We start from the raw sequence: 22,719 nt of genomic DNA, 5'->3' as shown, positions 1-22,719 counted from the left end.
GAATTTGTAATAAAAAAAAGGTTTATTTTTATTGAAATGACATTATTGTTCTGCTAATTGCAGAATATCCTATTTTAATTCAACTTATATTTAATTTGCTGACTCTCTAGAGTACTTAATAATTCATTAGAAATATGTATTTTAGTATTTCTACTAGGTAGGCTAACTTCTAATTTCTCTTTTTCGTCCCAAACTGTAAAATTTAAATTTTGTTTACCAGGGTTGTTTTTTAAAATGCTTTCTAAGTTTAAAATGGTATTTGCATTAATATCCTCTAAAGGCAATTGAATGGTTATTTTTTTGCACAATTCGTCCATAATATCGTGCAACAATTTCATTTCTGTAAATTTTAAACGAGGTTCGCCCATAACGCCAGTGTTTTTATTCATCCAACCAGGTTGAATCGTACATCTTACAAACAAGAAAGAATTGGGTACTAAAAAATGTTTCATTTTTAAGTAATCTTCTCCAAAAATTCTAAATTCGTGACTGTCTCCATAATCCTCTACAGTAAACATTGCCCAACCTTTACCAGCTTTAGAAACACGGTGTTGTACATCTGTAACTATGGCTGCAAAAGCCAAATTCATGCCTACAAATTTGCCAATATCACCTTTAAAATATTTTAAAGTACCGTTACAAAATTTTAGTTCGTTTTTAAAATCATCTAAAGGATGTGCAGAAATATAAATACCAATTACTTCTTTTTCTTGCGATAATAGTTCCATAGTACCCCAAGTGTCACAATCTGGAATATCTGGTTCTGGAAACTGAATTGTAGAGGCTTCACCAAACATAGAAACTTGCGCAGAATTCTCGTTTTCTTGAAACTTACTTCCAAATTTCATAGCACGTTCTAAAAAGGTTTGCCCTTTTTCATCTGTAGCAAAATATTGTGCTCTGTGTGTATCTGTAAAAGAATCAAACGCACCTGCTTTAATTAAGCTATCAAAAGATTTTTTATTGGCAGCTCTTAAATCGATACGTTTTGCCAAATCAAAAATAGACGAATAATTTCCGTTTTCTTCTCTTTCTTTAATAATGGCTCTTACTGCGGCAGCACCTACACCTTTAACAGCTGCCATTCCAAAACGTACTGCACCTTCTTTGTTTACCGAAAATTTTAAGAAAGATTCATTTAAATCGGGTCCTAAAACTTCTAATCCCATTCGTTTACATTCTTCCATAAAAAATGAAACGGCTTTAATATCTTTCATGTTATTAGAAAGTACAGAAGCCATATATTCTGCAGGATAATGGGCTTTTAAATAAGCAGTTTGGTAGGCAATCCACGCATAACAAGTAGAGTGAGATTTGTTAAAAGCATAACTTGCAAAGGCTTCCCAATCTTTCCAGATTTTTTCTAATTTATCTGCATCATGTCCATTTGCAGCTGCCTGTTCTATAAACTGAGGTTTCATTTTATCTAGCACAGCAATTTGCTTTTTACCCATGGCTTTACGCAAAACATCAGCTTCACCTTTGGTAAAATCTGCTAATTTTTGCGAGAGTAACATTACCTGCTCTTGGTAGACTGTAATTCCATAGGTTTCTGCCAAATACTCTTCCATTGCTGGCAAATCGTACTCAATATCTTCTGTACCATGTTTTCTGTTGATAAAACTTGGAATGTATTCCATCGGTCCAGGCCTGTACAAAGCATTCATTGCAATTAAATCTGCAAAAACAGTTGGTTTTAAAGAGCGCATGTGTTTTTGCATTCCTGGAGATTCATATTGAAAAATACCAACTGTTTCTCCTCTTTGGAATAATTCGTAGGTTTTTTCATCATCTAAAGGAAAATTTTCTGGATCTAAATCTACATGATGTCTGGCTTTAACAATTTTTACAGTGTCTTTAATTAACGTCAGTGTTTTTAGACCTAAAAAGTCCATTTTTAACAAACCTGCAGATTCTACTACAGAGTTGTCAAACTGAGTTACATACATGTCAGAATCTTTAGCTAAAGCAACAGGTACATAATTGGTGATGTCTCCTGGAGTAATAATTACACCACAGGCATGAATACCCGTATTTCTAACAGAACCCTCTAAAATAGTTGCTTTGTTTACAGTTTCTGATGCCAAATCGTTACCAAAAGAAATGTGGCGTAATTCTTCTACCAATTCTTTTTCTTCAGCGCGCAAACCATCAACTTTTCCTTTGCTTTTTGCATCATCACCAAAAATATTTTTTAGTTTGATGTTTGGTATTAATTTGGCAATTCTATCTGCTTCAAACAAGGGCAAATCTAAAACTCTGGCGGTATCTCTAATGGATGATTTTGCAGCCATGGTACCATAAGTAATAATTTGTGCTACTTGGTTGGCACCATATTTATCAATTACATAATCCATTACACGTCCACGACCTTCATCATCAAAATCGATATCAATATCTGGCATAGAAACACGTTCTGGATTTAAGAAACGCTCAAAAAGTAAATCGTATTTAATAGGATCTATATTGGTAATCCATAAGCAATAGGCAACTACAGAACCAGCAGCAGAACCACGTCCTGGACCTACGGCAACATCCATATTTCTAGCTTCTCTAATAAAGTCTTCTACAATTAAAAAATAACCAGGATATCCTGTTTTTTCAATAACTTCTAACTCAAAATCTAAACGTTCTTTAATAGATTCTGTAATTTCTCCATATCTTTTTGTGGCACCTTCGTATGTTAAATGTCTTAAGAAATTGTTTTCTCCACGTTTTCCTCCATCCTCTTCGTCTTTAGCATCTTTAAATTCATTTGGAATGTCAAAAGCAGGTAATAAAACATCTCTTGCAAGTGTAAAAATTTCTATTTTATCTACAATTTCTTGTATGTTGATGATGGCTTCTGGCAAGTCTGCAAAAAGCGTTTTCATTTCTTCTGTAGACTTAAAATAATATTCTTCATTTGGCAAACCATATCTATAACCACGTCCTTTTCCTTTTGGAGTAGCTTGTTTTTCGCCATCTTTTACACACAACAAAATATCGTGTGCATTTGCATCTTCTTTATGTAAGTAAAAAGTATTATTGGTTGCTACAATTTTTACATCATGCTTTTTAGAAAATTTTAGTAAAGTTTCATTCACAATCGTTTCATCTTGTTGATTGTGACGCATCAACTCTATATATAAATCGTCTTGAAATTGTTCTTTCCACCAAAGTAATGCTTCTTCTGCTTGGTGTTCTCCAAGGTTTAAAATTTTACTAGGTACTTCACCATATAAATTACCTGTTAAAACAATAATATCTTCTTTGTATTTGTTGATGATTTCTCTATCGATTCTTGGTACATAGTAAAAACCATCAACATAAGCGATGGAAGACATTTTTGCTAAATTATGATACCCTTTTTTGTTTTTTGCCAATAAAACTACTTGGTAACCATTGTCTTTTTGAGATTTATCTTTATGGTTTTCACAAACATTAAATTCGCAACCAATAATTGGTTTTATAGGGTTTTCTGCATTTTTATTATGATTTAAAATAGCGCTCACAAAATGAAAAGCAGCCATCATATTTGCAGTATCTGTCATGGCAATTGCTGGCATATTATCTGCAGCAGCAGCTTTTACAATGTTGCCAATTTGCATGGTAGATTGCAATACAGAAAACTGTGTGTGATTGTGTAAATGTGCAAATTGTACATCTTTTAATTCTGCTAAACCTTCAGAAGTAGATTTTGTATCTTCTACGTCTTTTAATTTTTCTAGACGTTTGCGTATTTTATCACTTTCCTTTTTTAGGTTGATGTGTTTTAAACCAATTACCTGAATCGGTTTTGGGTTGGCTTCTGAGAAATTTTTAAAGTAATCATCCTCTACATCTAGTTCCTCTTTGGTAAATTCTCTTAAACGAATTAATTCTAAAAAACAACGAGTTGTAGCTTCAACATCTGCTGTTGCATTGTGCGCCTCACCAAAACCAACACCAAATAAATGATTGTGTAATTCTGTTAAGGTTGGTAGTTTAAATTTACCTCCACGTCCGCCAGGAATTTGGCACATTTGTGCTGTTTTTTCTGTACAAGTATCTAAAAGTGGGAGTGTAGTTAAATTATTTTCAACCCCCAATCTATGAAACTCACAACCCATAATATTGATATCGAAACCAACATTTTGACCAACAATAAACTTAGTTTTTTTTAAGGCTTCATTAAATAACTGTAAGCCTTCTTCTAAACCGATACCTTGCTCTTGGGCAAGTTCTGTTGAAATACCGTGAATTCTTTCTGCATCAAAAGGAATATTAAAATTATCTGGTTTAATTAAGAAATCGTTATGTTCTAAAACATTCCCCATTTTATCATGCAATTGCCAAGCAATTTGAATACACCTAGGCCAGTTGTCTGTGTCGGTAATTGGTGCATTCCAACTTTTGGGTAAACCTGTGGTTTCTGTATCGAAAATTAAGTACATGTTTTTTGTAAACCTTGAATTATTTAACTGCTTAAGCGAATTGTAAAAATAGAAATTTGTTCTTAAAAAGTAGCCTAGAGTTATTGGCTTTTATCAACAATAGAAATAAATTATCTTTTGTTTTTATACTGTTTTACCTTTTCGAAAATAAAGAAATCTTATAAATTTGCTTAACAATGTGTTCGCTATTTTATATGACTTCTACTAAAATACCAAAGTGACAAATTTATGAAGTTTTGATTTTTGTGGATTTAAAATCAGATAGGGTACTAAGGCTGTTATCGCTTCAGATTTGCTATAATTATAGACCATATTTATCTAATTATATGCTAACGCTTAATCAAATGCACAAACAAAAGTAAATTGAAAGAAATTCTTAGAATAACAAAAAAATAGTGGAAAAATACTAATTTTTAATTTTATAAACTTATTTTAAAATTTCACAAATTTAAAGGGGTGTTTTAAATACCAAGTAAATAAATACGAGATAACCCAAAAAAAGAAATAACCCCTTAAACCTACTTAAAACAAGTTTCTTTTTCAAGAAAACCAGAGGAAGTAACACCGCTGTAAAACCTAGCATCCAAAAAATATCTCTAGACAGTATTTGCGGTTCTGTAACAGGTATTTCTTTTATTAAAGAAGTAAACCCTAAGACAGAGGCAATATTAAAAATATTAGAGCCAATTAAGTTTCCTAAAGAAATTGCTTTTTCCCCCCTAACAGCTGCAATTACAGATGCTGCTAATTCTGGTACACTAGTTCCAATAGCAATCATGGTTATAGAGATTACACCTTCGCTAACACCCATATTTGTAGCAATTTTTTTAGCACCTTCTACTAAAAGATCTGAACCAAAATACAATGAAACACTACCAATTATTAACCAAACAACTATTTTAAAATAACTAGTATCTGCTAATGTATCATCTACTTCTTCTAAAGAAACGTCTTCTTTTTTTGCTGTTTTAATAAGTATATATAGAAAAATAGCTAATGCAACTAAAAGTATAAAACCTTCTGTTTGAGACAAAACATTATCATTAGATAAAAAATAGTAGAGTAAGAAAGAAAAAAGTAGCATAACCGGCCAATTAAGCTTGTAAAAATCTTTACTAACTATAATAGGCCCAATAATTGCCGTAATACCCAATACCAAACCAATATTAGCAATATTAGAGCCAATAACATTATTTATAGAGATTGCTGGAGAACCATCTAAAGCCGCTTGTAAACTAACCAATAGTTCTGGTGCAGAGGTGGCAAAAGAAACCACTGTCATACCAATAACCATTTTAGAAATATTTAATTTAAAGGATAAGGCTATAGAAGATCTTACCAAAAACTCGCCACCTAGTATTAGTAAAGACAAACCTAAAAATACATATAAAAAACTCATTTATTTTATTTTTTACGAAGATACATTTTTATCAATGTAAGGTAAAAGGAAAAAATAGAAAGCCGAAAATTTATCTTTTACAAATACCAATTCCTTTCTCATTAAAAAACCCTCAAAACAAAGACTTTAAAGCCTAATAGCATTATTTTTTTATAAGAAAATAATATTTTAAGACTTTATGCAAGCAAATATTAAAACTTATTGTATATTTTAGCATCATATGATAGCTTAATTTTATTAATAGTTTACTTTTATTTAGAAGAGTGTTTACAATTCTGATATATTGAATTTATAATTTTGAAATTATCATATTTATTAACCCCAAAAAAAATTATAATGATACTTATTATTACAAAAATGCTAAAAGACATTGTTGACTTTATTATATCTGTTAGTATTTAATTAAATAGCATTCTAACCCTAGAAATTACTTATTTTTATTAAATTTGAGGTAAGATAACTTTGAATGAAAAAGAAAATGTTTATTTTTTTAGCAAAAGTAAATAAGGCCTTACTACCCTCTTTTACAAAAAAAGGTTTAGATATTTCTAAAGCAACTAAATTACAATTGGCAATTATTGGCTGGAGAGCTTTTGTGACAAAAAACGCATTATCCAAAAACAATAAATTATGAATATAGAACATATTAAAATATTTTCAGGATCATCTATTATCGTTAAAGGTTTACAAAATCTATTAGATGAAAAGGGGATACACTGCATTATTAAAGACAACTTTGAATCAGCAAGATTAGGTGGTCATGTTCAGCAACTTAATTCTGTTGAGGTATTTATACGTAATACAGATAAAGAAAAAGCACAACCAATTGTAGATGCATATAAAGCAGAAATTAATTTATAAAAAAGTAACTTTGACTTTCTAAATTAAAAAAACTCTGTTATATTTGCACCCGTTTTAAGGCCATGTGGCGCAACTGAATAGCGCACTTGATTACGGCTCAAGAGGTTACAGGTTTGAATCCTGTCATGGTCACTAAATTGGAGAATTGATTCACAGAAATCGATTCTCCTTTTTTTATGCCTTCTATTTTCATTGATAATGAAGTAGTTACAAAAAAAGCTCATTTATTCTTCACTACCCTATTAGAATTATATTAAAAAAAGTCCTATAATTTTTTAGAATATTTTCAAAAAAAACTTACCATTTTTTGTAAGTTTAGTCTAAATATTTTCTTAGTGCAATTCTATGTTCTGGAATGCTTTTATTATAGTCTACAACTACTGTTTCTAATATTTCAGGAGGTTTTAAGCCAATGTCTTTTTTTGACTGGTATTTAGAAACATATAAATTATACGTATTATTTTCTTTTTCGAAAATTAAAAAATGAGTTGCATTTAAAGTGGTATAAGAAATTGTATTTCCAGAAAAAGTGTTAGAATTATCTTTAAAAAAATCTGAAAATTCATAATATTTTAAAATATTTTCCATCTTTTAAACCAATTCTGCAGATAAACCCAACTGTAATAGTTTAGAACATCTTGGTTCTAAATCTTTATATTCGCCAGATTTTACAGTACATTTCCCTTTGTAATGCACTAAAACTGTACATTGTTCTGCTTGCTCTAAAGTATGATCGCAAACATTCATTAAAGAATCTATTACAAAATCGAATGTATTTACCTCATCGTTATGCAAAACAATTTCGTGCTGATGCGTTTCTTGCTCTAGTACATCTACTTCTTCTTGTATTTTTTCTTTTGTACACCTCATTTTATAAAAATAAAAAATAATTTTTAGTTATTGTATTTTAATGCCACCCAATTGTTTCTTTCTATGTAAGTATCTAAATTTAAATTGTATTTTGATACTTCTGCATCTATAATTGGAATATCTTCTTGGTAGAACCCACTTAAAAGTAAGATTCCGTTTTCTTTTAAACAGTTTGTATACACCTTCATATCCATTAATAAGATATTTCTATTGATGTTTGCAATAATTACATCGTATTTTTTGTTGATTAACAGAGAGGAGTCTCCTTCATAAACGGATATATTTTTACAATTATTGCGTGATACATTTTCTATAGAGTTTTCATAAGACCAATTATCGATATCTATGGCATCTATTGGCTTTGCGCCTTTCATTTCAGCAAAAATGGCTAAAATACCAGTACCACAACCCATATCTAGCACTTTTTTGTTTTCTAAATCTAATTGCAATAAATGCTGCACCATCATGTGTGTGGTTTCATGGTGTCCTGTACCAAAACTCATTTTTGGTTCTATTACAATCTCGTATTTTAAATTGGGATTTTCATGAAAAGGAGCACGTATACTAACTAAATCATCAACTTTAATAGGAGTAAAGTTTTTTTCCCATTCTGCATTCCAATTGGTTTGTGCCACTTCATTTTTAGTGTATTTTATAGAAAATTCTTCTGAATTTAAAATATAAATATCCTCTAAAATATTCTCTTTATAAGCTTCTTTTTGAATGTAAGCCGTTACGCCGATTTCGTTTTCTACAAAACTTTCAAACCCAACATTACCCAGTTCTGCAATTAATATCTCTGAAGTTGGTTCTTTGGGCGAAACTGTAAAATTGTACTCTATATAAATATTGTCCATAAAAAATGCATCAAAATTATAAATCTTGATGCAAATTTATTGGTTTTCTTTTAATTTTCTACTACTCTAGCTAACTTAAATCGCTGCAATAATTGCTGTAAAGTCGTCTACTTTTAAAGCTGCACCACCAATTAAGCCACCATCTACATCTGGTTTAGAAAAAATTTCCTCTGCATTTGCTGGTTTTACACTACCACCATATAAAATAGATACTTTTTCTGCTACTTCTTTATTGTATTTTTTTTCTATAATACTTCTAATAAAAGCATGCATTTCTTGCGCTTGTTCTGGGCTTGCAGTTTCCCCTGTACCAATTGCCCAAACTGGTTCATAGGCTAAAATGATGCTTTTCCAGTCTTTTGCTTCTAAGTGAAACAATGCATTTTTTAATTGGCTTTCTACCACCTCAAAATGGTTATCAGATTTTCTATCTTCTAACAACTCACCAAAACAGAAAATAGTTTCCATCCCTTTTTCTAAAATCGTATTTACTTTTTCTGCGAGAGCTTGGTCTGTTTCATTAAAATAAGTTCTTCTTTCTGAGTGTCCTAAAATAACTGTATTTACACCAACTGCTTTTAGCATATCTGCAGAAATTTCTCCAGTAAAGGCACCAGAAGTTGCTTGATGCATATTCTGTGCAACTACTTCTATATTCGATTTTTCTACTTTTTCAACAGCAGAAGATAAGTTTACAAATGTAGGTGCAATAATTACTCTAGTATTATTTAAAGGCAACTTATCAACCGATTTTTTTAAGCTTTCAATAAACTTATTGGTTGTTTTTTTATCGTAATTTAATTTCCAGTTTCCAGCTACAATCTTGGTTCTCATAATTATATATTTTAAGCTTTTTAAAGCTAATTTTTAAACATTTTTTAATGTCGTAAAATTAAGAAATGGAAAACTATTTTAATAGACTAATTAGAAATAGTTACTAAAACGATTTATAAGCTTTTATTTAAAACCTCTTCAATAGCAGAATCTGATGCTCTTGTAGCTTTAAAAAGTATAATTTTTCCATTTTCATCAACTACAACATATCTAGGTATCCATCCTAAATTTAAAAAATCTACAAAATCACCAGATTTCATCCCTTTTGGTAAATTATAGTGTTCTCCTTGTATTTTAAATCGGCGAATGCCATTTTTCCAAGCAGCTTTATTTGTATCTACAGACAGGAATAAAAAAACTACCTCTGGGTACTTTTTTTGTAAGTTTTTTACACTTGGTAGACCTTTTATACAATCTCCACACCAAGAAGCCCAAACATCTATAAACACTTTTTTGCTTTTATAGATTTTTAATATACTATCTATAGAAATTTCAGAATCTTGTATCGTAAATGCAGTATCTTGTAACGCTAACTCAGAAAATTTTGTGGGTTTTTCTATCGAACAACTTAAAAATAATACAGCAAAAAATAAAATGGCAAATCTCATATAATAAAGTATTTAAAAATTTTGTCTTCTTTGGTTTTCATAACATACAAAATAAAGTATTTTTGCTATACTTTATAAATGATTATGACTACACAAGAATTAGTTGCGCAAATTAAAAAGAAAAAATCTTTTTTATGTATTGGTTTAGATGTTGATTTAACTAAAATTCCACCACATTTATTAGATGAAGAAGATCCTATTTTTGCTTTTAATAAAGCGATTATAGACGCTACACATCAACTTTGTGTAGCCTACAAACCCAATATTGCTTTTTACGAGGCTTATGGTTTAAAAGGTTGGCTATCTTTAGAGAAAACAATTAATTATTTAAACAAAAGTTATCCTGAAATTTTTACTATTGCAGACGCAAAACGTGGTGATATTGGTAATACCTCTACCATGTATGCAAAAGCGTTTTTTGAAGATTTAAAATTTGATTCTGTTACCATAGCACCTTATATGGGTAAAGATTCTGTAGAACCCTTTTTAGCCTTTAAAAACAAACATACCATAATGTTAGCTTTAACTTCTAACAAAGGCGCTTTCGATTTTCAAACAAAAAAAATTGATGATAAAGAATTATATAAACATGTTTTAGAAACTTCTAAAACCTGGGAAAATTCTGAAAACTTAATGTATGTTGTAGGCGCTACAAAGGCTGAGTATTTTAAAGAAATTCGAAAAATTGTACCCAACTCTTTTCTTTTAGTGCCAGGTGTAGGTGCACAAGGGGGGAGTTTACAAGATGTTTGTAAATATGGCTTATCTTCAACTATTGGTTTATTAGTAAACTCTTCTCGAGGTATAATATATGCCTCGAATGAAAAAGATTTTGCAGCAAAAGCAGCCTTAGAAGCTGAAGTTTTGCAAAAAGAAATGGCAACTTTTCTATAAATTACAAATTAAAAAATGTTCATTTTAAATATTTACATGACCTATAAAATATAAAGAATCTATTTTTACTAAAAGTAAATTTTAAACAAAACTATCTGTTTTTTTATCATACCCATAAGGGCAATGTTTACAACCACTTTTACAGCAATAACCTCTTTTTAAATGATATTTTTCTGTAAAAACTTTATAACCCTGTTCGTTTAGGTAATAATCTCCTTCCTCTAAAAATATTCTTTTATGATACATACTGCAAAAATATTATTTTTATGCACAAAAAAAGCGTTCTAAAGAACGCTTTTTTAAATATTTATTTTTCTTCTCCTGGTGGAAATCTAGAAACAATTTCTTTTACAAATTGTTTTATTCTAATTTCCTTTTTTTCTCTGTTTTGAATTCTTAAAGCACCTGTACCTACTCCTTGCCAAACCAGTTCTTTCTTTTCTTTATCAATAAAATCTACAAATAAAGTACCTTCTGTGTATTGAGAAACATTTACATTATTGTTCATTCCTGCCCACATCCAAGGATTCCAACCCCAACCAAAACCATAGCCAAAATTACTTTGATTTACATTTACTCGTTCTCTAGACTTGCTAAAAATACTTACTAACATATCTGGATTTTCAGATTTAGAAAATCCTTTAGCTACCAATTCTGCTTCTATAGCTCTTAAAATTCTTTTTTTATCTAAATCAGAAATTTCTGCTTGATCTATTCCTTTTTTATAGAAAGCAAAAGTTTTATACTTATTAAAATCTACTTTGGCATCATAATCTGTAGCAACTTTTACACTACTACAAGAAGACAGTATTACAATACTAACCAATAATAAGGTTTTTATATATTTCATGGTACTTATTTTTTAGTGATTACTTTAATTAAATAACAATAATTGTGCCAATAAAGAAATAAAAATCATCAAATAAATATTAATAAAAAGTTAAAGATTTCTATTAATTTTTAAGATTTCCTTAAATTGCATGCCTAAAATCTAACTTTTATTACGAATGGAGCAAATATCACCTTATCAACCCCAGCACAAAGTACGTATTGTAACTGCAGCATCTCTTTTTGATGGACATGATGCAGCTATAAATATTATGAGACGAATCATACAAGCTACAGGGGTAGAAGTAATTCACTTGGGTCATGACAGGTCTGTGGAAGAAGTGGTTAATTGTGCCATTCAAGAAGATGCAAATGCAATTGCAATAACTTCTTATCAAGGGGGACATAATGAGTATTTTAAATACATGTTCGATTTACTAAAAGAAAATGGTGCTACACACATCAAAATATTTGGTGGTGGAGGTGGTGTTATTCTTCCTGAAGAAATTACAGCATTGATGGAGTATGGAATTACAAGAATTTATTCTCCAGATGATGGTCGTGAGTTAGGTTTACAAGGGATGATTAATGATTTGGTGAAAGCCTCCCTTAATCCCTCCAAAGGAGGGAAACACTCAAATGGGAAAGTTTGTAATGAAGATGGAGATTGGTTGTTGGAATTGGGTGATGAGAAAGTTTTAGAAAAACTTAAAAATAAAGACGTAAATACAATTGCAAGATTAATTTCATTAGCAGAAAATAATCAGGAAGCTTTCGCTAAAATTTTCAATAAAGATTGGAGCTCCTCCCCTTTGGGGAGGTTGGGAGGGGCACCCGTTCTTGGAATTACTGGAACTGGTGGTGCAGGAAAATCATCTTTAGTAGATGAGTTAGTTCGTAGATTTTTGATTGATTTTCCAGAAAAAAATGTAGGATTAATTTCTGTAGATCCTTCTAAAAGAAAAACAGGTGGTGCACTTTTAGGCGATAGAATTCGTATGAATGCCATTAATAATTCTCGTGTTTATATGCGTTCTTTAGCAACACGTCAATCTAACCTAGCCCTTTCTAAACACGTTAATGAAGCTGTAGAGGTTTTAAAAGCTGCTGAGTACGACTTCATAATATTAGAAACTTCTGGAATTGGACAATCTGATACAGAAATTATAGAACATTCTGATATTTCTTTATATGTGATGACGCCAGAATTTGGCGCAGCTACTCAGTTAGAAAAAATAGATATGCTCGATTTTGCAGATATTGTGGCCATTAATAAATTTGATAAAAGAGGCGCTTTAGATGCTTTGCGCGATGTAAAAAAACAATACATGCGCAATAATAATTTATGGGATATTCCTCAAGAAGATTTACCAATTTTTGGAACTATAGCATCGCAATTTAATGATCCTGGAATGAATACTTTGTATAAAAGTATTATGGATAAATTGGTAGAAAAAACGAACGCAGATTTAGCTTCTTCTATGGAAATTACTAAAGAAATGTCTGAAAAAATCTTTGTGATTCCACCTGCAAGAGTGCGTTATTTATCAGAAATTGCAGAGAACAATAGGGCTTATGATAAGAAAGTAGATGAACAAGTAATTGTTGCTCAAAAATTATACGGAGTTTATCAAACCATAATCTCAATTGTAAATTCTGATATTAACTTAACTAAAACAGGTTTAGATAATGATGCAATTCTTGATCAAACTAACGAAGACAAAGAATTTGTAAAGTTACTTTTAGCACAATTCGAAAAAGTAAAAATGAACTTAAATCCATACAATTGGGAAATCATTCTGAATTGGGATACCAAAGTTCAAAAATATAAAAACCCTATTTACTCTTTTAAAGTAAGAGATAGAGAGATAAAAATTGAAACGCACAGCGAATCACTTTCACACACTCAAATACCAAAAGTAGCTTTACCTAAATACCAAGCTTGGGGAGATTTATTACGCTGGAATTTACAAGAAAATGTACCTGGAGAATTTCCTTACACAGCAGGATTATATCCGTTTAAAAGAAAAGGAGAAGACCCAACAAGAATGTTTGCTGGAGAAGGTGGCCCAGAAAGAACAAACAGACGTTTCCATTATGTAAGTTTGGGTATGGATGCCAAGAGACTTTCTACAGCTTTTGACTCTGTTACCTTATATGGCAATGATCCTGGAGAAAGACCTGATATTTATGGGAAAATTGGAAATGCAGGTGTTTCTATTTGCTGTTTAGACGATGCTAAAAAACTATATTCTGGTTTCGATTTAAGTCATCACATGACCTCTGTTTCTATGACTATTAATGGGCCAGCACCTATGTTACTTGGCTTTTTTATGAATGCTGCTATAGATCAGAATTGTGAGAAATACATCAAAGAAAATAATTTAGAAGATAATGTTGAAGCTAAATTCAAAGAAATATATGATTCTAAAGGTTTAGAAAGACCAAAATATCATGGAAAGTTACCTGAAGGAAACAATGGTTTAGGTCTAATGTTATTGGGTTTAACTGGAGACTTAGTTTTACCATCAGAAGTTTATCAACAAATAAAAAAAGACACTTTAGCACAAGTTAGAGGTACTGTACAGGCAGATATTTTAAAGGAAGATCAAGCACAAAATACCTGTATTTTTTCTACGGAATTCGCTTTGCGTTTAATGGGCGATGTACAAGAATATTTTATTGAAAAGCAGGTTCGTAATTTCTATTCGGTTTCTATTTCTGGATATCATATTGCAGAAGCGGGTGCCAATCCAATTACACAATTGGCTTTAACTTTAAGTAACGGATTTACGTATGTAGAGTATTATTTAAGTCGTGGAATGGACATTAATAAATTTGGCCCTAACTTATCTTTTTTCTTTTCTAACGGCATTGATCCAGAATATGCTGTAATTGGTAGAGTTGCAAGAAAAATATGGGCAAAAGCCATGAAAAATAAATATGGTGCCAACCCAAGAGCGCAAATGTTAAAGTATCATATACAAACTTCTGGACGTTCTTTGCACGCTCAAGAAATAGACTTTAACGATATAAGAACCACGTTACAAGCTTTATACGCAATTTACGACAACTGTAACTCTCTACATACAAATGCTTATGATGAGGCCATTACTACACCTACAGAAGAATCAGTTAGAAGAGCCATGGCTATTCAGTTAATTATCAACAAAGAATTAGGCTTGACTAAAAATGAAAACCCAATTCAAGGGGCGTTTATTATAGAAGAATTAACAGATTTAGTAGAAGCTGCTGTTTTAGAAGAATTTGACAGAATTACAGAAAGAGGTGGTGTTTTAGGTGCTATGGAAACCATGTATCAGCGTTCTAAAATACAAGAAGAAAGTTTGTATTATGAAACTTTAAAACACAATGGAGATTTCCCTATTATTGGGGTAAATACATTTTTAAGTTCTAAAGGATCGCCAACTGTACAACCTGCAGAAGTAATACGTGCCACAGAACAAGAGAAACAATTTCAAATTAAAACCAAAGAATTGTTAAATAAGGCAAACCCACATAAAGTACAAGAACAACTTGGAATATTACAAAAAGCTGCCATACAGAATGAAAATTTATTTGACAAATTAATGGAAGCTACCAAAGTATGTTCTTTAGGGCAAATTACAAAAGCATTATTTAAAGTTGGTGGCCAATATAGAAGAAATATGTAAGCAGAGTAACAAAAGTTAAAAGCTTTATTTTGCAAATCGCTTATGCCTTAACGGCTAAATACCTTTAATGTCAAAAATTTCTATGGATGTTCTTTATAAATCGCTTCGTCTACTTTTGTGAAAACTTATAAACATTCATTAAAGTATAGACTTAAAATCCAACTGTACAATCTAAAAGTTTATAGGGTAAAAAAAGCTAATTATCTCCTTCTTTTTTTAGAGGTAGCTCTTCTCACTTTCTTTTTTCTTCTGTTAAAAGGAACAGCATCGTCAAAAGTATTTTTTACCTCTTTTGCTTTTTTGTTCTTTTTCCAAGAATTATTTTCTGGCAATAATACCTTTAACAAATCAGGTCTTCCAACTTTATTTAAGGTATTTCTAATCCACGCTTTATTTTCTTTTTTGTACCAAAAGAAAAATTTGTGCTGGTCTTCTTTCTCCTTTTTTGTTTTTGGTGTTTTAGTAGGTTTTAAGGTATAAGGATGATATCCTGAATAATAAATAACGGTTGCAACTGTCATTGGCGTAGGTGTAAAACCTTGCACTTGCTCTAGCTGAAAGCCCATGTTTTTGGTTTCTGCAGCTAAATTTGCCATATCTTCTACCTCACTTGCTGGGTGACTAGAAATAAAATATGGTATCAATTGTAAGTTGAGCTTTTTCTTGATATTAATTCTATCAAAACGCTCTTTAAATTTATGAAAATAAGTAAAAGACGGTTTACGCATCAATTTTAAAACAGGATCAGAAGTATGTTCTGGAGCCACTTTTAAACGCCCTGATACGTGTTTGGTCATGACCTCTTCTGTATACGCATCCAGCTCTTTAGCATCTGCATTTTTATTGAATTCTGGCACCAACATATCGTGTCTAATTCCACTTCCAATAAACGATTTTTTTACTTTTGGATGTTTATCAACTGCTTGATACAGTTCTGTTAACGGTTTATGAGACGTATCTAAATTACTACATACTACTGGCGAAATACAACTAGGCGCTACACATTTGTCGCAAATAGATTGCACCTTACCTTTCATTTGATACATGTTTGCAGAAGGACCACCAATATCAGACAAATAACCTTTAAAATCTGGCATACTTGCCACTTTATCTACCTCTTTTAAAATAGATTCCTGACTCCTACTTGCTATAAATTTTCCTTGATGTGCAGAAATAGTACAAAAACTACAGCCACCAAAACACCCTCTGTGAATGTTTATCGAGAATTTAATCATTTCAAACGCAGGAATTGGCCCACGCTTGTCGTATTTTGGATGGGGTAAACGAGTATAAGGCAAATCAAAAGAGCCATCAATCTCTGCTTCTGTCATCGTAGGAAAAGGTGGGTTAATCATTAATAATTGCTCTCCTACTTTCTGAAAAATTCTTCTTGCTTTTAATTTATTAGACTCTTGTTCTATGGTTTTAAAGTTAGAAGCAAACGTTTTTTTATCTGCCAAACAAGCTTCATGAGAATTAATTGTTACATCTTCCCAATCGTTTACAACTGGTATTTTCTCCTGTTTTTCATCAATTAAAACAGCCGTTTGTTTTATATTTTTTAAGCTAGAAAAAGGAACTCCTTTTTGCAATAATTCTACAATTTCGCGCAAAGGTTGTTCTCCCATTCCATACACCAACATATCTGCCTTAGAAGTTTCTAAAATAGTTGGCATTAATTTATCAGACCAATAATCATAGTGTGTTACACGTCTTAATGAAGCTTCAATTCCACCAATTAAAACAGGTACATCAGGAAATTTTTCTTTTAAAATTTTACTGTACACAGAGGTTGCATAATCGGGTCTAAAACCCTTATCACCATTTGGTGTATAAGCATCTTTATCTCTTCTCTTTTTACTAGCCGTGTAGTTAGAGACCATAGGGTCCATACAACCCCCAGTAGCTGCAAAAAACAAACGTGGTTTCCCTAATTTTTCAAAATCTTGTAAATTATCATTTACATTGGGTTGTGGCACAATTGCCACATGTAAACCATAACTCTCTAAAATTCTACCAATTACTGCAGGCCCAAAAGAAGGATGATCTACATATGCGTCTCCGCTAAATAAAATTACATCCAACTCTTCCCATCCACGAATTTTAACTTCTCTGTTTGTGGTTGGTAACCAATCTGTTAATTGATGTTTTTTAGTTTCTTGCATAGTTTGCAAAAATAGGGAGAAAATTTTTGAAGTTTTGACAGTTTGGGTGATTTTTTAAAAGCTATTTCCAGCTTTTTTTAAACAAAAATCATTTTAACAAAAGAATTTTTAACAACTGTTTTTAGTTTCGTAGATTTAACGCTACAAATCAATCTTCATTATGAAAAAAATAATCCTTTTTGCACTTATTAGTTTTTTAGCTTTTGCTGCTTGTAAAAACAAAGAAAGTGAACCTAAAAAAAACACTTATGTTGCAGATAATTACACCAAAAAAGAGGTAGATATAATCATGAGAGATGGTGTAAAACTGCACACGACTATCTATTCTCCTAAAGATACTTCTAAAAAACATCCTATTTTAATGCAAAGAACTCCCTACAGTTCTGCACCTTATGGAGAAGGAAAAATGAAAACCAAAATTGGACCTAACATACATTTAATGAAAGAGGGAAACATTGTGGTTTATCAAGATGTTAGAGGACGTTGGATGAGCGAAGGTGTTTATGACAATATGCGTGCCTACATTCCCAATAAAAAAGAAAACGAATCGGATGAAGTTTCAGACACCTATGACACTATTGATTGGCTCGTAAAAAACGTAGCAAATAATAATGGTAATGTTGGTACTTGGGGAATTTCTTACCCTGGCCATTATGCCACAGTTTCTACTATAGAAGCGCACCCTGCTTTAAAAGCTGCTTCTCCACAAGCTTGTATTGGCGATTTTTTCTTTGATGATTTTCATCATAATGGCGCTTTTTTATTAAGCTATTTTAGAGCTATTTCTTTATTTGGAACTTACAAAGACACACCAACAGACTCTGCTTGGTATTCTTTTCCTAAAATGAAATCTCAAGATCAATATCAATTTTTCTTAGACAAAGGTCCTTTAAAAAATTTGAACGAATATTTTCAGTACGATAAATTAGATGTTACCAATTCTGCTAAAAAAGACAAAATAGACGATTTTTTCTGGAAAGAAATTGTAGAACATCCAAATTACGATTCTGTTTGGCAAAGCAAAGGAATTATACAACATTTAGATAAAGTACCCTCTTCTGTAGCAACTATGATTGTTGGTGGCTGGTTTGATGCAGAAGATTTATATGGTCCTTTAGAAACTTATAAAGCGATAGAAAAACAGGGTAAGAATAATTATAACACAATGGTTTTTGGTCCTTGGGATCATGGAAAATGGTCTAGAAATACCGTAAAAAATTATGTAGGTAACTATTATTTTGGAGATTCTATTTCCTTAAAATTTCAATCAGAAATTGAAACAAAATTCTTTAATCATTTCTTAAAAGGAGACGCTGATAAAAACTCTGGTTTGCCTGAAGCGTATGTTTTTGATTCGGGTAAAAAAGAATGGAAATCTTACAATACTTGGCCACCAGAAAATACAGAAACTCAAAATTGGTATTTATCTGAAGATCAAAATTTAACTACCAATCAAAAATCAACAAAAGGAATTAATTTTATAAGTGATGTAAAACGACCTGTACCTTATTCAGAAGACATAAAAACGGTTTTTACACCACGTAAATATATGACAGACGACCAACGTTTTGCTGCAAGAAGACCTGATGTTTTAGTTTTTGAAACAGGGATTTTAACAGAAAACTTTACATTGGCTGGAGATATTTTAGCAAAATTAAAAGTAGCAACTACAGGTACTGCTGCAGATTGGATTGTAAAAGTAATCGATGTGCATCCAGCTGAACTAAGTGATGACAAAGAAAATGATAAATTACAAGATCATTTAAAAATGAGTAACTACCATTTAATGGTTAGAAGCGAAGTTTTACGTGGACGATTTAGAAATAGTTTCGTGAATCCTGAGCCTTTTATTCCAAATAAAAAAACAGACGTAAATATAAAACTACAGGATGTTTTTCATACATTTAAAAAAGGACATAAATTGCAAATTCAGGTGCAAAGTACTTGGTTTCCTTTAATCGATTTAAATCCGCAAACCTATGTAGACAACATTTACAAAGCAGACAAAAAAGATTTTAAAACCCAAACGCATACGCTATTTACAGATTCTTTTATTGAATTTTCTGTTTTAAAGTAATACTACATAATGAAAAATACAGTAATCTTATTTTACTTTTTAGGTTGATTTCTTTAGGACAAAGCATTAAAAACCATCAATATAAACAAAGAGTGCTTCTTGTTTTTACAAATGATTTACAAAATGATGTTTATAATAATCAACTATTGCGTTTATAAGAACACCCAAAAGAACTTTTAGAAAGAAAATTGATGGTGTATTGCTTTACCAAAAGTAATTATTACGATAACTTTGAAGCTGATTAGAAACCATCAACAAAATTTAAAAATGAAAAAGCTAGTTTTAAAGTATTGCTAATAGGTCTAGATGGAGGTACAAAACTAGAGCTAACTCACTATTTATCAACAGAAAGATTATTTACAATTATAGAGGGTGTGCCTATGAAAAAAAGAACACTTAAAATACAAAAACAATGACTTCTACAGAAATTGCACTGCTTTTAAATAATGATGCAGAAAAAATTACTAGAATTGGAGAAATTATTGGAAAAAAAATTCCTAAAAAAGATAATTTTAAAAATTTAAATGAATTCGAAAAAAACTTTATTTATATAGATATTTTAGAGAATAATGTTACAGAAGGTGGTTTTGTACAGTTCTTTTTTAATTCTTCTGGGCAATTTACACACGAAGTTTTTCAGGCATATTTAGCTATAAAAGCGACAAAAACAGTAGACCTATTAACAAAAGCCATTTTTCTGTTTCCAGAATTTCCTGTACCTAAAAACACGCACCTTCGTAGAAATATTTTAATGGAAAAAGAATCTAATATTGATTTATGGGACGATTTAGATAGAGAATTTGATAAATATGAAGACAATATTATTGCACTTACTTTAGAGTATGTAAGAGATAATATTGCCTTTTTTGATTGATATTTATTCTTCTAAAATTTTAGAAATATTAGGTTTAAAGTAATTTGGTCCTTTTAAAACTTTACCATCTTCTCTGTAAATCGGTTTGCCATCTTCACCCAATTTACTCATATTACTTCTTTGAATCTCGTTAAAAACCTCTTCTATTTTATGTTGCATACCATGTTCTATAATTGTGCCACAAAGTATATATAACATGTCTCCCAAAGCATCTGCAACTTCTACCAAATCGTTATTTTGTGCAGCCTCTAAATACTCTTCATTTTCTTCTTTCATTAAATTAAAACGAAGCAAGTTTCTTTCTTCGCCAATATTTGCAGTGGGTGTGTATTTTATGCCTGCTCCAAAAGCTTCATGAAATTCGTGTACTGCTTTTATTTTATTTTTCATCTGTAAAGTAATTATTAAAGGTTATTTATTTGTAATTTTGTTGCGTTATTTTATTTATGTAATTTTAAAAGACAATATAGTATAAGAGTGTAAAATTAAAATAACTTTTACAAAGATTTAATAAAGAACTTATTAAGAATAAACCATATGTTTTTAAGTGCATTTTTTACAACAGGAAGAATTGTTTTTATGATTTTTTTCATTATCGCTTTTATAGCGTTAATGGTTTATAGTTATAGAAAAGACATAAAAAACCACGAAAGATATTATAAAAATGCAGGTAAAAAAGTATTAATTTATGGTGGATTAATTGTGATAATATTTATGGCTATCCGTTTTTTTACAGGACATTAATCTAACTTTTCTACCTTTCTTAGTTTTACGCAATTTAACATTGTAAACCCTTCGTCATCAAAATTGTAAAAAGCCTTGTGTATTACAATGCTAGAATTATTCTCTTTAATACTATTTTATACATTTTGTTTTGTCTTGTAATCAAAATCTAGGTCTTTTACTTTTTTTGGTATATTATTTTTTCTAATTTTTCTGATATTCTTTAAACGTGACCATGCTATTTTATGTCTATTAATGTAGATAAAAAAACAACCCATATCTAATAAAAAACAAAAAAGGCTAATACCACTTGGTGGGTTATTACTAGGCAAAAGTTCAAATACTTGAAACCCTATTTTTGGCCATTTCCAAGATCCAAAAGCAGTACCACCAATTTCTAAAGTAGCCACTAACAGGTACATAGAAAAAAAATACAATCTATCCTTGGGTCTTTACCATAAAAATAAAAACACTCCAATTGTCATTACAAAACCAAAAACATCATTAAATAATAACAAATAGCTTGTTGCAAAAAGAGCGATAATTAATCCAAATAATTCTTCTATTAAAAATAGAAAAACTAGCTTTTAAATCTTTTAAAGGTACTTTTGTTATTTTCATAAAACAGAATATTTAAAACAGTCTGTTGTATGATCATTTACCATACCAATTGCTTGCAAATACGCATATACAACTGTAGATCCTACAAATTTAAACCCTCTTTTTTTTAAGTCGTTAGATATTTTGTCTGACAATGCTGAAGTAGTAGGTACATCCTCTTTTGTATGAAATTTATTTACAATTGGCTTGCCATCTACATAGCTCCAAATAAATTTAGAGAAAGAACCAAACTCTTTCTGAATTTCGATAAATAATTGTGCATTAATAATGGCACTTTTAATTTTTAGTTTATTTCTAATTATACCAGTATCTTGCAATAAAGAGTTGTATTTAACTGCTGGATAGTTTGCAATTTTTTTATAATCGAAATTATCAAATGCTTTTCTAAAATTTTCTCTTTTGTTTAAAATGGTAATCCAACTTAAACCTGCTTGAAATGTCTCTAAAATTATAAATTCAAACAAAGTTGCATCATCAAATACAGGTTGCCCCCATTCGTTATCATGATAATCTTTGTATAATTGACTATCTGTAACCCAAAAACATCTATTTTTCATTTCGTCTGGTTTTATTGCTTTATTGATGGCATGCATTAGTCTATTTTCTAAAACTGAATTGTTATGGTTTTCTTCTTTGTTATTACAATAAACAAAGTATTATCATTAATAGAAATAAGAGATTTTTGTACATAATTATTCATTTTAAAGACTTAAAAATAATGTTAAATATTAATAAGCTATCTATTTATAAAATAAATTTCGTAAATTAATTGAAGTTAACTCATAAAAAATAATGTTTCCTCCTTTTAGTTTTAAAACTACTATTTGCAAAATACTTTTGATGTAAAAACAAGTTATGGAACAGTTTAAAATCATGAAAAAAATTATACAAACAGTAATACTAATACCCGTTGTGCATTATGATTTAAGAAAAAAAAGTTGTTCATATTACTGAAAATCAGTAAATTGATTTAACCACAAATCATTAAATATGAACAACTTAAATGCAAATTACGAAAG

The 22,719-nt window shown here is 30.5% G+C and carries 20 protein-coding genes, 1 tRNA gene and 1 pseudogene; 9 read left to right on the top strand and 13 right to left on the bottom strand.

The window, feature by feature from the left end; all coding sequences use genetic code 11:
• Positions 1 to 74: 74 nt before the first annotated feature.
• Positions 75 to 4,415, bottom strand: a complete 4,341-nt coding sequence (gene dnaE, locus Q0662_RS03075) for a DNA polymerase III subunit alpha (RefSeq protein ID WP_298947079.1) — start codon at positions 4,413 to 4,415, stop codon at positions 75 to 77.
• Between the two features lie 448 nt (positions 4,416 to 4,863).
• A complete protein-coding gene (locus tag Q0662_RS03070) occupies positions 4,864 to 5,814 on the bottom strand; it encodes a calcium/sodium antiporter (RefSeq protein WP_298947077.1) in 951 nt (316 codons plus the stop codon).
• A 466-nt stretch (positions 5,815 to 6,280) separates the two neighbouring features.
• Between Q0662_RS03070 and Q0662_RS03065 the strand changes: the two genes are divergently transcribed.
• From Q0662_RS03065 to Q0662_RS03055, 3 genes are all read left to right on the top strand, one after another.
• Entirely contained in the window at positions 6,281 to 6,448 is a 168-nt protein-coding gene (locus tag Q0662_RS03065; protein WP_298947076.1) for an SsrA-binding protein, read from the top strand.
• Positions 6,445 to 6,675 (top strand): DUF2007 domain-containing protein, encoded by a 231-nt coding sequence (locus Q0662_RS03060; RefSeq protein ID WP_298947074.1) that lies wholly within the window; start codon positions 6,445 to 6,447, stop codon positions 6,673 to 6,675. The genes Q0662_RS03065 and Q0662_RS03060 overlap by 4 nt, the downstream gene beginning before the upstream one ends.
• 58 nt (positions 6,676 to 6,733) lie before the next feature.
• A tRNA-Arg gene (locus Q0662_RS03055) sits at positions 6,734 to 6,807 on the top strand.
• A 183-nt stretch (positions 6,808 to 6,990) separates the two neighbouring features.
• Here Q0662_RS03055 and Q0662_RS03050 read toward each other — a convergent pair.
• From Q0662_RS03050 to Q0662_RS03030, 5 genes are all read right to left on the bottom strand, one after another.
• On the bottom strand, positions 6,991 to 7,263 hold the full coding sequence (locus Q0662_RS03050; protein WP_298947072.1) for a hypothetical protein: 273 nt from the start codon (positions 7,261 to 7,263) through the stop codon (positions 6,991 to 6,993).
• A 3-nt stretch (positions 7,264 to 7,266) separates the two neighbouring features.
• Complete coding sequence (locus tag Q0662_RS03045) at positions 7,267 to 7,545, bottom strand: ATP-dependent Clp protease adaptor ClpS (protein ID WP_298947071.1); 279 nt, start codon at positions 7,543 to 7,545, stop codon at positions 7,267 to 7,269.
• Positions 7,546 to 7,568: 23 nt separating this feature from the next.
• Complete coding sequence (gene prmA, locus Q0662_RS03040; RefSeq protein ID WP_298947070.1) at positions 7,569 to 8,402, bottom strand: 50S ribosomal protein L11 methyltransferase; 834 nt, start codon at positions 8,400 to 8,402, stop codon at positions 7,569 to 7,571.
• Between the two features lie 75 nt (positions 8,403 to 8,477).
• Positions 8,478 to 9,236: a triose-phosphate isomerase gene (gene tpiA, locus Q0662_RS03035; protein WP_298947069.1), complete on the bottom strand. Its 759-nt coding sequence runs from the start codon at positions 9,234 to 9,236 to the stop codon at positions 8,478 to 8,480.
• Between the two features lie 113 nt (positions 9,237 to 9,349).
• Positions 9,350 to 9,844: a TlpA disulfide reductase family protein gene (locus Q0662_RS03030; protein ID WP_298947068.1), complete on the bottom strand. Its 495-nt coding sequence runs from the start codon at positions 9,842 to 9,844 to the stop codon at positions 9,350 to 9,352.
• 84 nt (positions 9,845 to 9,928) lie between these two features.
• On the opposite strand from Q0662_RS03030, the gene pyrF reads away from it, so the two are divergent.
• On the top strand, positions 9,929 to 10,738 hold the full coding sequence (pyrF, locus tag Q0662_RS03025; RefSeq protein WP_298947066.1) for an orotidine-5'-phosphate decarboxylase: 810 nt from the start codon (positions 9,929 to 9,931) through the stop codon (positions 10,736 to 10,738).
• A gap of 81 nt (positions 10,739 to 10,819) precedes the next feature.
• On the opposite strand, the gene Q0662_RS03020 is transcribed toward pyrF, so the two are convergent.
• Positions 10,820 to 10,984 (bottom strand): DUF5522 domain-containing protein, encoded by a 165-nt coding sequence (locus Q0662_RS03020; protein WP_298947065.1) that lies wholly within the window; start codon positions 10,982 to 10,984, stop codon positions 10,820 to 10,822.
• 61 nt (positions 10,985 to 11,045) lie between these two features.
• Positions 11,046 to 11,588 (bottom strand): DUF4136 domain-containing protein, encoded by a 543-nt coding sequence (locus Q0662_RS03015; RefSeq protein ID WP_298947064.1) that lies wholly within the window; start codon positions 11,586 to 11,588, stop codon positions 11,046 to 11,048.
• A gap of 157 nt (positions 11,589 to 11,745) precedes the next feature.
• Here Q0662_RS03015 and Q0662_RS03010 point away from each other — a divergent pair, with 157 nt between their 5' ends.
• Entirely contained in the window at positions 11,746 to 15,240 is a 3,495-nt protein-coding gene (locus Q0662_RS03010) for a methylmalonyl-CoA mutase family protein (protein ID WP_298947063.1), read from the top strand.
• A gap of 200 nt (positions 15,241 to 15,440) precedes the next feature.
• Here Q0662_RS03010 and Q0662_RS03005 read toward each other — a convergent pair whose 3' ends face one another.
• A complete protein-coding gene (locus tag Q0662_RS03005) occupies positions 15,441 to 17,405 on the bottom strand; it encodes a YgiQ family radical SAM protein (protein ID WP_298947061.1) in 1,965 nt (654 codons plus the stop codon).
• Positions 17,406 to 17,565: 160 nt separating this feature from the next.
• On the opposite strand from Q0662_RS03005, the gene Q0662_RS03000 reads away from it, so the two are divergent.
• The 3 genes and pseudogenes from Q0662_RS03000 (at position 17,566) to Q0662_RS02995 (ending at position 20,356) form a co-directional block, all read left to right on the top strand.
• Positions 17,566 to 19,482 carry a CocE/NonD family hydrolase gene (locus tag Q0662_RS03000; RefSeq protein ID WP_298947059.1) on the top strand — a complete coding sequence of 639 codons (1,917 nt, stop codon included), beginning with the start codon at positions 17,566 to 17,568 and terminating at the stop codon, positions 19,480 to 19,482.
• 269 nt (positions 19,483 to 19,751) lie between these two features.
• Positions 19,752 to 19,898 (top strand): annotated as a pseudogene (locus tag Q0662_RS12000) (DUF4174 domain-containing protein); the annotation flags it as partial.
• Positions 19,895 to 20,356 (top strand): DMP19 family protein, encoded by a 462-nt coding sequence (locus Q0662_RS02995; RefSeq protein WP_298947057.1) that lies wholly within the window; start codon positions 19,895 to 19,897, stop codon positions 20,354 to 20,356. The pseudogene Q0662_RS12000 and the gene Q0662_RS02995, both read left to right, overlap by 4 nt.
• A 3-nt stretch (positions 20,357 to 20,359) precedes the next feature.
• Here Q0662_RS02995 and Q0662_RS02990 read toward each other — a convergent pair whose 3' ends face one another.
• Entirely contained in the window at positions 20,360 to 20,746 is a 387-nt protein-coding gene (locus Q0662_RS02990; RefSeq protein WP_298947055.1) for a nucleoside triphosphate pyrophosphohydrolase family protein, read from the bottom strand.
• Positions 20,747 to 20,935: 189 nt separating this feature from the next.
• On the opposite strand from Q0662_RS02990, the gene Q0662_RS02985 reads away from it, so the two are divergent.
• Positions 20,936 to 21,100 (top strand): hypothetical protein, encoded by a 165-nt coding sequence (locus tag Q0662_RS02985; protein WP_347187124.1) that lies wholly within the window; start codon positions 20,936 to 20,938, stop codon positions 21,098 to 21,100.
• Between the two features lie 116 nt (positions 21,101 to 21,216).
• Here the strand turns inward: Q0662_RS02985 and Q0662_RS02980 are convergent, their stop codons facing one another.
• Positions 21,217 to 21,501, bottom strand: coding sequence for a hypothetical protein (locus Q0662_RS02980; RefSeq protein WP_298947051.1), 285 nt, complete (start codon positions 21,499 to 21,501; stop codon positions 21,217 to 21,219).
• 195 nt (positions 21,502 to 21,696) lie between these two features.
• A complete protein-coding gene (locus Q0662_RS02975) occupies positions 21,697 to 22,257 on the bottom strand; it encodes a DNA-3-methyladenine glycosylase I (protein ID WP_298947452.1) in 561 nt (186 codons plus the stop codon).
• Positions 22,258 to 22,719 lie beyond the last annotated feature (462 nt).

The organism is uncultured Polaribacter sp., assembly GCF_947503855.1.
Taxonomy (GTDB): Bacteria; Bacteroidota; Bacteroidia; order Flavobacteriales; family Flavobacteriaceae; genus Polaribacter.
This window is presented reverse-complemented; position numbering and strand designations above follow the sequence as displayed.